This is a genomic window from Streptomyces cinerochromogenes (assembly GCF_014648635.1).
GTDB lineage: Bacteria > Actinomycetota > Actinomycetes > Streptomycetales > Streptomycetaceae > Streptomyces > Streptomyces cinerochromogenes.
The window spans coordinates 63,801-75,473 of the sequence record NZ_BMRM01000020.1; the positions used below are offsets into that span (position 1 = coordinate 63,801).

8 protein-coding genes are annotated in these 11,673 nt (G+C 72.9%); 5 read left to right on the plus strand and 3 right to left on the minus strand.

The genetic code is table 11. The features are described 5' to 3' along the window. Positions 1-4: 4 nt before the first annotated feature. Together IEZ20_RS31750 and IEZ20_RS31755 are read right to left on the minus strand one after the other, a co-directional pair. Positions 5-1,393: a M16 family metallopeptidase gene (locus IEZ20_RS31750; RefSeq protein WP_189305092.1), complete on the minus strand. Its 1,389-nt coding sequence runs from the start codon at positions 1,391-1,393 to the stop codon at positions 5-7. After that, complete coding sequence (locus IEZ20_RS31755) at positions 1,390-2,793, minus strand: M16 family metallopeptidase (protein ID WP_189305094.1); 1,404 nt, start codon at positions 2,791-2,793, stop codon at positions 1,390-1,392. The genes IEZ20_RS31750 and IEZ20_RS31755 overlap by 4 nt, the downstream gene beginning before the upstream one ends. 339 nt (positions 2,794-3,132) lie before the next feature. Between IEZ20_RS31755 and IEZ20_RS31760 the strand changes: the two genes are divergently transcribed. Next, positions 3,133-5,592: a DNA gyrase/topoisomerase IV subunit A gene (locus IEZ20_RS31760; protein WP_189305095.1), complete on the plus strand. Its 2,460-nt coding sequence runs from the start codon at positions 3,133-3,135 to the stop codon at positions 5,590-5,592. Here the strand turns inward: IEZ20_RS31760 and IEZ20_RS31765 are convergent. Then, a complete protein-coding gene (locus IEZ20_RS31765; RefSeq protein WP_189305097.1) occupies positions 5,589-6,674 on the minus strand; it encodes a CobW family GTP-binding protein in 1,086 nt (361 codons plus the stop codon). The genes IEZ20_RS31760 and IEZ20_RS31765 overlap by 4 nt on opposite strands. Positions 6,675-6,859: 185 nt before the next feature. On the opposite strand from IEZ20_RS31765, the gene IEZ20_RS31770 reads away from it, so the two are divergent. The 4 genes from IEZ20_RS31770 to IEZ20_RS31785 all read left to right on the plus strand — a co-directional run bounded on the left by IEZ20_RS31770 (position 6,860) and on the right by IEZ20_RS31785 (position 11,604). Beyond that, entirely contained in the window at positions 6,860-8,116 is a 1,257-nt protein-coding gene (locus IEZ20_RS31770) for a citrate synthase (RefSeq protein ID WP_189305099.1), read from the plus strand. Positions 8,117-8,170: 54 nt separating this feature from the next. Continuing rightward, positions 8,171-9,112: a ferredoxin family protein gene (locus IEZ20_RS31775; RefSeq protein WP_189305102.1), complete on the plus strand. Its 942-nt coding sequence runs from the start codon at positions 8,171-8,173 to the stop codon at positions 9,110-9,112. 135 nt (positions 9,113-9,247) lie between these two features. After that, positions 9,248-10,927, plus strand: coding sequence for an ATP-binding protein (locus tag IEZ20_RS31780; protein ID WP_189305104.1), 1,680 nt, complete (start codon positions 9,248-9,250; stop codon positions 10,925-10,927). Continuing rightward, positions 10,924-11,604, plus strand: coding sequence for a response regulator (locus IEZ20_RS31785; RefSeq protein WP_189305106.1), 681 nt, complete (start codon positions 10,924-10,926; stop codon positions 11,602-11,604). The genes IEZ20_RS31780 and IEZ20_RS31785 overlap by 4 nt, the downstream gene beginning before the upstream one ends. Positions 11,605-11,673 lie beyond the last annotated feature (69 nt).

The following is an 11,673-nucleotide window of genomic DNA, read 5'->3' on the forward strand; positions in this document are numbered from 1 at the left end:
GCGGCTACTCCGCGGCGACGACGGTGACTTCGCCGATGCCGAGCGCCTCCACCGGCGCCTTGATCTGGGCGGCGTCGCCGACGAGGACGGTCACCAGGCGGTTCACCGGGAAGGCGTTCACGACGGCCGCGGTGGCCTCCACCGTGCCCGTGGCGGCCAGCTGCTGGTACAGCGTCGCCTGGAAGTCGTCGGGCAGGTGCTGCTCGACCTGGTCGGCCAGGGTGCTCGCGACGGCCGCAGCGGTCTCGTACTTCAGCGGCGCCACGCCGACGAGGTTCTGCACGGCGACGTCCCGCTCGGCGTCGGTCAGGCCCTCCGCCGCGACGGTCCGCAGCACCTTCCACAGGTCGTCCAGCGCCGGGCCGGTGTTCGGCGTGTCCACGGAGCCGCTGATGGCGAGCATCGCCGCGCCCGTGCCGTCCGGCGCGGACCTGAGGACCTGCCCGAACGAGCGCACGCCGTAGGTGTAGCCCTTCTCCTCGCGCAGGACGCGGTCCAGGCGGGAGGTGAGGGTGCCGCCGAGGCAGTACGTGCCGAGCACCTGGGCGGGCCAGACGCGGTCGTGCCGGTCGGGGCCGATCCGTCCGATGAGCAGCTGCGTCTGGACGGCGCCGGGCCGGTCCACGATGACCACGCGCCCGGTGTCGTCGGCGGTCACCGGCGGCACCGGCCGGGGCTCGCCCGGCGTGCCGGTCCAGGCACCCAGGGTGTCGCCGAGCAGTTCGTCCAGGTCGGTGCCGGTCAGGTCGCCGACGACGACCACGGTGGCCGTGGCGGGCCGGACATGGCGGTCGTAGAAGGCGCGCACGGCCGCGGCGTCGATCTTCTCGACCGTCTCCTCGGTGCCCTGGCGCGGCCGGGACATGCGCGAGGTGGCCGGGAACAGCTCCTTGGAGAGTTCCTTGGCGGCGCGGCGGGAGGGGTTGGCCAGCTCGTGCGGGATCTCGTCCAGGCGGTTGCGGACCAGCCGCTCGACCTCGCTCGGGGCGAAGGCGGGCGCGCGCAGGGCGTCGGCGAGCAGGCTGAGGCCCTTGGCCAGGCGGGAGGCCGGGACCTCCAGGCCGAGCCGGACGCCGGGGTGGTCGGCGTGGGCGTCCAGGGTGGCGCCCGCGCGCTCCAGTTCGGCCGCGAACTCCTCGGCGGAGTGCTTGTCGGTGCCTTCGGAGAAGGCCCGCGCCATGATCGTGGCGACACCGTCCAGGCCGGCCGGCTCGGCGTCCAGGGGCGCGTCCAGCAGCACCTCGACGGCGACGACCTGCTGACCGGGGCGGTGGCAGCGCAGCACGGTCAGGCCGTTGTCGAGCGCGGTGCGCTCGGGCGCCGGGAACGCCCACGGCCTGGCCTCGCCGGGCTGCGGCTGGGGGTGGAAGTCCATGGTGGCGAGCTGGGTCACTTGGCCGTCTCCTCGTTCTCGGTCTCGTCGCGGCCCGCCTCTACGGTCGCTTCCTGCTCCGGGTCCTCGGGGACCTCGGCGTCCGGGACGGTCTCCGGGGACTTCGGCTCGTAGACGAGGACAGCGCGGTTGTCGGGCCGCAGGCGGGCCGCCGCGACCTCCTGGACCTCCTCCGGGGTCACCTCCAGGACGCGCTTGACGGCGGTCAGGGCGAGCTGGGGGTCGCCGAACAGGACGGCGTACCGGCACAGTTCGTCGGCGCGGCCGGCGACCGTGCCGAGCCGGTCCAGCCACTCGCGCTCCAGCTGGGCCTGGGCGCGCTCCATCTCCTCGGGCGTGGGCCCCTCCGCGGCGAACCGGGCCAGCTCCTCGTCGATGGCCGTCTCGATGACGGGCACCTCGACGTCACCGGAGGTCTTCACGTCCAGCCAGCCCATGGAGGGCGCGCCGGCCAGGCGCAGCAGGCCGAAGCCGGCGGCGACGGCCGTACGGTCGCGGCGCACCAGCCGGTTGTACAGGCGGGAGGACTCGCCGCCGCCGAGGATGGTCAGGGCGAGGTCGGCCGCGTCGCACGCGCGCGTGCCGTCGTGCGGGAGCCGGTAGGCGGCCATCAGGGCGCGTGCCGGGACCTCCTCCACGACGACCTCGCGCTTCTGCTCGCCGATGACGTCCGGCAGGGAGCCGTCACGGGGGGCGGGCTTTCCGTCGTGGGACGGGATGGAGCCGAAGTACTTCTCGACCCAGGCGAGGGTCTGCTGGGGGTCGATGTCGCCGACCACGGAGAGCACCGCGTTGTTCGGCGCGTAGTAGGTGCGGAAGAACTGGCGGGCGTCCTCCAGGGTGGCCGCGTCCAGGTCCGCCATCGAGCCGATCGGCGTGTGGTGGTAGGGGTGGCCCTCCGGGTAGGAGAGGGCGGTCAGCTTCTCGAAGGCGGTGCCGTACGGCACGTTGTCGTAGCGCTGGCGGCGTTCGTTCTTGACGACGTCCCGCTGGTTCTCCATGGACTCGTCGTCCAGGGCGGCCAGCAGCGAGCCCATGCGGTCGGCCTCCAGCCAGAGCGCCAGCTCCAGCTGGTGGGCGGGCATGGTCTCGAAGTAGTTGGTGCGCTCGAAGCTGGTGGTGCCGTTCAGCGAGCCGCCGGCGCCCTGCACCAGCTCGAAGTGGCCGTTGCCCTTCACCTGCGCGGAGCCCTGGAACATCAGGTGCTCGAAAAGGTGAGCCAGACCGGTACGCCCCTTGACTTCGTGGCGGGAGCCGACGTCGTACCAGAGGCAGACCGCCGCCACCGGGGTCAGGTGGTCCTCGGAGAGCACCACGCGCAGACCGTTGGCCAGGCGGTGTTCGGTCGCTGTCAGGCCCCCGGAGCCTGCCTCGGCTGTGGTCGTGTGACCCATGGGCATGTACGTCCCTTCGCGAGCGGAGGCGGTTGATGGAAACCGCTGTTTTCCTGCCGGTCCTGCCACTGTATGCAAAGCGTGCGGGGGCTTCGCGAAGTTCCCGCGGGACGTACGCCCACAGCGGATCCTGCGGCCTGCCCGGACCCCGGGCGCGGGCGTACCCCGCCGCCCCGGCCGGGGTGCCCCGGGCCGCCCCGGCCCCCTGTGCCTCCCGCCGTGCCCGGGCCGGCCCCGGATGCCGGGAGATCCTCCGGTACCGGGTCGCGGCACGGGTTGTCAGTGCCTCGGTCCACAATGGTCGGCGTCAGTTCCGTCCATCCTTTCAGCAAGGAGCCGGCAGCGATGGCCCGCCGCAGCACGAAGACCCCGCCGCCCGACGATTCGTTCGAGGAGAGGATCCTCGACATCGACGTCGTGGACGAGATGCGTGGCTCCTACCTGGAGTACGCGTACTCGGTCATCTACTCGCGCGCCCTGCCGGACGCCCGTGACGGCCTCAAGCCGGTGCACCGCCGGATCGTCTACCAGATGAACGAGATGGGCGTGCGCCCCGACCGCGCCTATGTGAAGTGCGCGCGCGTCGTCGGCGAGGTCATGGGCAAGCTGCACCCGCACGGCGACGCGTCGATCTACGACGCCCTGGTCCGCATGGCGCAGCCGTTCTCCATGCGCGTGCCGCTGGTCGACGGCCACGGCAACTTCGGCTCGCTGGGCAACGACGACCCGCCGGCCGCCATGCGGTACACCGAGTGCCGGATGGCCGAGGCCACGAGCCTGATGACCGAGTCGATCGACGAGGACACGGTCGACTTCGCGCCGAACTACGACGGCCAGGAGCAGGAGCCGGTGGCGCTGCCCGCCGCCTTCCCGAACCTGCTGGTCAACGGCGCCTCCGGCATCGCGGTCGGCATGGCGACGAACATGCCGCCGCACAACCTGCGCGAGGTGATCAACGCCGCGCGCCACCTGATCCGGTTCCCGAACGCCGATCTGGACGCGCTGATGAAGCACGTCCCCGGCCCCGACCTGCCCACGGGCGGCCGGATCGTCGGCCTGGACGGCATCCGGGACGCGTACGCGACCGGTCGCGGCACCTTCAAGATGCGCGCGACGGTCTCGATCGAGACGGTCACCGCCCGCCGCAAGGGCCTGGTCGTCACCGAACTGCCGTTCACGGTCGGCCCCGAGAAGGTCATCGCGAAGATCAAGGACCTGGTCAACGCGAAGAAGGTCCAGGGCATCGCCGACGTCAAGGACCTCACCGACCGCGAGCACGGCCTGCGCCTGGTCATCGAGATCAAGAACGGCTTCGTGCCGGAGGCGATCCTGGAGCAGCTGTACAAGCTGACCCCCATGGAGGAGTCCTTCGGCATCAACAACGTCGCCCTGGTCGACGGCCAGCCGCTCACCCTGGGCCTGAAGGAGCTGCTGGAGGTCTACCTGGACCACCGCTTCGACGTGGTCCGGCGCCGCAGCGAATACCGCCGCGGCAAGAGGCGCGACCGGCTGCACCTGGTCGAGGGCCTGCTGACCGCGCTGGTCGACATCGACGAGGTCATCCGGATCATCCGCTCCAGCGAGAACTCCGCGCAGGCCAAGGAGCGCCTGATCGAGCGCTTCTCGCTGAGCGAGGTGCAGACCCAGTACATCCTCGACACGCCGCTGCGCCGGCTCACCAAGTACGACCGGATCGAGCTGGAGGCGGAGAAGGACAAGCTCACCGCGGAGATCGAGGAGCTGACCCGGATCCTGGAATCGGACGCGGAGCTGCGCAAGCTCGTCTCGGCCGAGCTGGCCGCGGTGGCCAAGAAGTTCGGCACCGACCGGCGCACGGTCCTGCTGGAGTCCGCGGGTGCCCCGGTGGCCACGGTGCCGCTGCAGGTGGCCGACGACCCGTGCCGGGTGCTGCTGTCCTCGACGGGGCTGCTGGCCCGCACGGCGACCGCGGAGCCGTTCCCGGAGGCGGCGGGCGCCAAGCGCGTCAAGCACGACGTGATCGTCTCGGCGGTGCCGGCGACCGCGCGCGGGGTGATCGGCGCGGTGACCTCGGCGGGCCGGCTGCTGCGGATCAACGTGGTCGACCTGCCGCAGCTGCCCGAGTCGGCGACGGCGCCGAACCTCGCCGGAGGGGCCCCGCTGGCGGAGTTCGTCTCCCTGGACGACGACGAGACGGTGGTCTGCCTGACCACGCTGGACGAGTCGTCCCCGGGTCTCGCGCTCGGCACCGAGCAGGGTGTCGTCAAGCGGGTGGTGCCCGACTACCCGTCCAACAAGGACGAGTTGGAGGTCATCACGCTCAAGGAGGGAGACCGGATCGTCGGCGCGGTGGAGCTGCGCACCGGCGAGGAGGACCTGGTGTTCATCACGGACGACGCGCAGCTGCTGCGTTTCCAGGCCTCCATCGTCCGTCCGCAGGGCCGCCCGGCGGGCGGCATGGCGGGCATCAAGCTCACCGAGGGCGCGAAGGTGATCTCCTTCACGGCGGTCGATCCGGCCGCCGACGCGGTGGTGTTCACGGTGGCGGGCTCGCGCGGCACGCTGGACGACTCGGTGCAGACGACGGCCAAGCTGACCCCGTTCGACCAGTACCCGCGCAAGGGCCGGGCCACGGGCGGCGTCCGCTGCCAGCGGTTCCTGAAGGGCGAGGACTGCCTGTCGCTGGCCTGGGCGGGGCCGGCGCCCGCGCTCGCGGCGCAGAAGAACGGCACTCCGGTGGGGCTGCCGGAGGTGGACCCGCGCCGGGACGGCTCGGGCACGTCGCTGCCGAAGACGGTGTCCGTGGTGGCGGGCCCGGTGTTCTAGGCGGGCGGATCCTCCAGGTCGGCTTCCGCCTCGTCGGGACGCTGTACGTAGCGCAGGACGCCCCACATGCCGTGCTCGTCGGCGTGTGGGGCGCCGTCCTTGCACCCCTCGAGTTCCTTGCCGAGGGTGTCGGCGTCGATGCCGGAGCCGATCAGCACGAGCTGGGTGAGCCGGGTCGCGCGGGGTGTCCAGGGCTCCGGGTAGAAGCGCAGGAACCGGCCGACGGCGTGGACGGCGTACCGGTTGAGCGGGTCGTACGGCCCGAAGTCGACGTACCCCTTGATCCGGTACAGCCCCTCGGGCCTGCTGTCCAGGAACCGCATGAGCCGGCGGGGCTCCAGCGGCACCTCGGAGGTGAAGGACAGGCTGTCGTAGCCGGTGTGCAGGTGCCCGGCGTGGTCCTGTCCGTCCTGCCCGTGCTGGTGCAGGTCGTCGAAGGAGAGCTGCCCGACGCGTTCCTCGCTCGGCCGGCAGTCGAAGAGGAACTCGGGGTCGATGCGGCCGTAGGTGGCGGGGACGACGGCGGCGCGGTCGGTGAGCGAGCGGACGAGCCCCAGGGTCCGGTCGGCGTCGTCGGCGCGGTCGAGCTTGTTGACGACGACCAGGTCGGCGAGGGCGAGGTGCCGGTCGATCTCGGGGTGCCTGGCCCGCGTCTCGTCGAACTCGGCGGCGTCGACCACCTCGACCAGGCCGCCGTAGACGATGCCGGGGTGCTCGCTGGCGAGGACCATGCGCACGAGTTCCTGCGGTTCGGCCAGCCCGCTCGCCTCGATGACGATCACGTCGATGCCGGCGGCGGGCGCGGCGAGCCGGTCCAGGTAGAGGTCGAGTTCGCTCGCGTCGACGGCACAGCACAGGCAGCCGTTGCCGAGTGAGACGGTCGAGTCGCCGAGGGCGCCCGCGACGGCCATCGCGTCGATCTCGATGGCCCCGAAGTCGTTGACGATCGCCCCGATCCGACTGCCTCCGCTGCGGTGCAGCAGATGGTTGAGCAACGTGGTCTTCCCGGAGCCCAGGAAACCTGCGAGCACGATCACCGGGATCTGCCGCTGACTGCCGCTGTCTCCCCAGCTGTTCCCCAAGGTGGCGACCTCTTTCCTCTCTCCCACGGTTTCCGGGGACCAGGATAGGAGCGGGAGGAAACGCGGCGAAGTGATCCTCTCTGCCGTGATTGATCATGGCGTCCGTGATCGACTTCACCCATGTCAACATTGATCGAATCAATAATCGGGCATCAATGTATGCAGAGGCGACTACGGTGAGCCCCATGCGCGATCACGACACCGCTCCCCACCGCCCCGGGCGCCGGCTGACCACCAAGGAGACCGCCGAAGTCCTCGGCGTGAAGCCCGAGACGGTCTACGCGTACGTGAGCCGCGGCCTGCTCAGCAGCAGACGCGAGCCCGGCGGCCGGGCCAGCACCTTCGAGGCCGGCGAGGTGGAGGCCCTGGCCCGCCGCAACCGGCGGGAGGCGGCCGGGAGCCCGGGGTCCGGCGGAGACCTGTCCGTCCGCACCCGCATCACGCTGATCGAAGGGGACCGGTACTTCTACCGGGGCGTCGACGCCGTCGAACTGGCCACCCGCCACTCCTACGAGGAGGTCGCGGAGTGGCTGTGGACGGGCCGGCCTGCCCCCGGGGTGACCTTCTCCGCGCCCGAGGACACCGTCGGGGTCGCCCGCCGCGCCGTGGACGCCCTGTCCGAGCACGCCTCCCCCGTCGACCGGCTGCGGGTGGCGGCGATCGCCGCGGCGGCCGAGGACCCGCTGCGCTTCGACCTGTCCGAGGAGGCCGTGCTGAACACGGCGCGGACCCTCATCCCCACCCTCGTCGCCGCGCTGCCGCCGGCCGCGCACCGGCGCGAGGACGACGGTCCGCTGGCCCACCGCCTGTGGTACCGGCTGACCGGCCGCCCGGCCGACGAGGCCTCCCTGCGCGTGCTGGACACCGCGCTCGCGCTGCTCGCCGACCACGACCTGGCCGCGTCCACCCTGGCGGTGCGGGTCGCCGCCTCGGCCCGGGCGCACGCGTACGCGGCCGTCTCGGCCGGGCTCGGCGTGCTGGAGGGGCCGCTGCACGGCGCCGCCAGCGGCCTGGCCCACCGGATGCTCCTGGACGTGCTCGACCAGGGCACGGCTGTCCCGGTGATCGCCGCCGAACTGCGCGCGGGCCGTCGCGTGCCCGGCCTCGGCCACCGGCTCTACACGGGCGAGGACCCTCGCGCACGGATGCTGTTCGGCATGCTGGAGCAGGTCCCGCGCGCGGAGTCCGCGCTGCTCGCGGCCCGGGACATCGTCGCCACCACCGCCCGGCACACCCCGCTGCACGCCAACGTGGACCTGGCCCTGGCCGTGTTCACCGCGTCCTTCGGCATGCCGGCCACGGCCGGGGAGACGATCTTCGCCGTCGCCCGGACCGCGGGCTGGATCGCCCACGCCCTGGAGGAGTACGGAGAGCGCCCGCTGCGCATGCGCCCCAGCGGCCACTACGTCGGTCCGCGCCCGCCGCAGCCCCTCCCGGAGTAGGACACGGCACCGGCCGGAAGTCCCCCTGGGGGAACTCAGGTTAGGCTCACCTCTGTGAGTAGGTGTGCGACCGTCTCCCGGAGCCTCGACGAGCCGATCTCCGGCACGGCAGCCACGGCGACGACGTGGCTGCTGCTGGAACAGCCCGGCCCGTGGGGTGCCAAGGCGCTGACGTCCAGCCACCTGGACCCCGCGCTGGGGCGGGCCCTGGAGGCCGCCGCCGACGGGACCGGCGTGCGGATCGCGCTCATCCGGCGCCCCGGGCGCCACGCGGACCCCGGCACGCCCCCGATCCGGCAGGTGTACGCCGCACACACCGTTCCGGGACGCGTGTGGCTGCACAGTGCCACCACCCGCGATCCTCGGCGGCTGCTCGAACTGGACTTCGCCGGCCTGGGGAGCGGCGACCACCGTTCCTTCGGCGCGGTGCTCGACGGACGGCCGCACCGGGGTGACCCGCTGGCGCTCGTGTGCACCAACGGCAAGCGCGACCGCTGCTGCGCCCTCCTCGGCCGCCCCCTCGCCGCCGAGCTGGTCGCCTCGGGGGTGCGCGGGGTCTGGGAGGTCACCCATCTGGGTGGACATCGGTTCGCGCCCACGGTGCTCGTGCTGCCGTACGGCTACGCCTACGGCCGCGCCGAGGCGCACACCGTCAAGGCGGCCCTGCACGGCGTGCAGGAGGGGCGTGTGGTCGTGGAGGGGTGCCGGGGGTGCTCCGCGTGGGCGCGGCCCGGGCAGGCGGCGGAGCTGGCCGTGCGGTCGGCCGCGAACGAGTACCGGGCGGGCGTGCTGAGCGTCGTACGGACCGACGGTGCGGCTCCGCGCTGGGAGGTCACCGTCGGCCACGCCGACGGCCGCCGGTGGCGGGTCACCGTGGCGCAGGGGGCGTCGCTGCCGCCCCGCCCGGAGAGCTGCGGCGCGGCCGTGCTCGGCGCGCCGGCGCGGATGGACGTGGTCGAGGTACGCGAGCTGGGGCCTTCGGCGCTGGCGAGCTAGCCGGGCGGCACGCGCCGTCCCGCGGGCGAGCCGGCCGGACGACACGCGCCGTCCATCATTGATCAACAGATGGATCAAGAGATCCACACCACACCCGCTGGGGCGCCTGCGGACGGTCCACGTACCGTCGTGGGTATGAGCCCCACTCCCCCCGCCCGCCGACTGCGCCTCGGACTGCCCCGGCGCATGTTCTCGCAGGTGCTGCTGATGCAGGTGGCGATCGCGGCGGGAGTCGCGGTGCTCGCGACCGGGCTCTTCCTCGCCCCGCTGAGCAAGCAGCTGGACCAGGAGGCGATGCGCCGCGCGCTGGCCATCGCCGAGACCACCGCGCAGGACCCGCACATCGCCGAGGGTGTCGTCACCACACCGCCGTCCAGGAACGGCCCGGTGCAGCGGGAGGCGGAACGGATCCGGCGGGCCACGCACGCCGAGTACATCGTGGTGCTGAACCGGGACTGGGTGCGCTGGTCGCACCCCACCCCCTCGGAGATCGGCCGCCGCGTCTCCACCGACCCCACCGACGCCCTGGCCGGCCAGGAGGTCATGGAGATCGACAAGGGCACCCTGGGACGCTCGGCACGCGGCAAGGTGCCGCTGTACGACGACAACCGCCGGATCGTCGGCGCGGTCTCGGTCGGCATCGCCTACGACAGCGTGCGGGCGCGGCTGATCAGCGCGATCCCGGGGCTGTTCGCGTACGCCGGGGGCGCCCTCGCGGTGGGCGCGCTGGCCGCCTGGCTGATCTCGCGCCGGGTCCAGCGGCAGACCCGGGACCTGGCCTTCTCCGACATCTCCGCGCTGCTCGCGGAGCGCGAGGCGATGCTGCACGGCATCCGCGAGGGCGTGGTCGCGCTGGACCGGGCCGGTCGCGTCCGGCTGCTCAACGACGAGGCCCGACGGCTGCTGGGCATCGGCGACGAGGCCGTCGGGCGGACCCCCGACGAGGCGCTCGGCGCGGGCCGTACGACGGACGTGCTCGCAGGACGGGTGACCGGCACCGACCTGCTCACCGTGCGCGGCCAGCGCGTCCTGGTCGCCAACCGCATGCCCACCGGGGACGGCGGCGCCGTGGCCACCCTGCGCGACCGCACCGAACTGGAGCAGCTGGGGCGCGAACTCGACTCCACCCGCGGGCTGATCGACGCCCTGCGCGCCCAGGACCACGAGCACGCCAACCGCATGCACACCCTGCTGGGGCTGCTGGAGCTGGAGATGTACGACGACGCCGTGGAGTTCGTCGGTGAGGTGGTCGGGGACCACCGGGCCACCGCCGAGCAGGTCACCGAGAAGATCCAGGACCCGCTGCTCGCCGCGCTGCTGGTCGGCAAGGCCACCGTGGCGGCCGAGCGCGGGGTCGCCCTGTGGGTGTCGGAGAGCACCCGGCTCCCGGACCGGCTGATCGACCCCCGGGGGCTGGTGACGGTCGTGGGCAACCTCGTGGACAACGCTCTCGACGCGGTCGCGGGCACCCCGCACGCGCGCGTGGAGGTCGAGTTGCGCGCGGAGGGCCGTTCGGTCGTCCTGCGGGTGCGGGACACGGGTCCCGGTATCCCCGAGGAGCAGCGGGAGGTGGTCTTCACGGAGGGCTGGTCCACCAAGAAGCCGCCCGCGCACGGCAAGCGGGGTATCGGGCTGTCCCTGGTGCGCCGGCTCGCCGAGCGGCAGGGCGGGAGCGCGACCGTGGGCACGGCGGCCGGCGGTGGCGCGGAGTTCACCGTGGTCCTGCCCGAGGCGCTGACCGAGCCGGAACCGGAACCCGCTGTGTCCGAGGCGTCCCTGGAGACCGCCGCCGTCGCCGAGGAGGAGGCGCGATGATCGAGGTCCTGGTCGTGGACGACGACACGCGCGTCGCCCGCGTCAACGCCGCCTACGTGGAGAAGGTGCCCGGCTTCCACGTGGCCGGCGAGGCCCACAACGCGGCCGAGGCGCTGCGCCTGGTGGAGAGCCTGCCGCGGCTCGATCTCGTCCTGATGGACCACTACCTGCCCGACGACACGGGTCTCGCGGTCGTCCAGGAGATGCGCCGGCGCGGCCACCAGACCGACGTGATCATGGTGACGGCGGCGCGGGACGTGTCGACCGTGCAGGCGGCCATGCGGCAGGGGGCGTTGCAGTACCTGGTGAAGCCGTTCGCCTTCGCCGGTCTGCGGGCGAAGCTGGAGGCGTACGCCGAGCTGCGGCGCACCCTGGACGGCGGCGGCGAGGCCGAGCAGGCGGAGGTCGACCGCATCTTCGGTGCCCTGTCCGCCCCGTCGGAACCCGGGCTGCCCAAGGGGCACTCCCCCACGACGGCCGAGCTGGTGCGCCAGACACTGCTGAGCGCCGAGCGCCCCCTGTCCGCCCAGGAGATCGCCGAGCGGACCGGGGTGAGCCGGCAGACCGCCCAGCGGTACCTGAAGCTCCTGGAGCGCACCGGCCGGGCCCGGCTGACCCTCAAGTACGGCGACGCGGGCCGCCCGGAACACCGTTACGTGTGGGCGACCCGCGCCTGAGCGGGGTTCGAGCAGCGCGATCCCTGCCGCGGGATTCAAGCGGGATTCATGCGGCGGGATTCATGTACG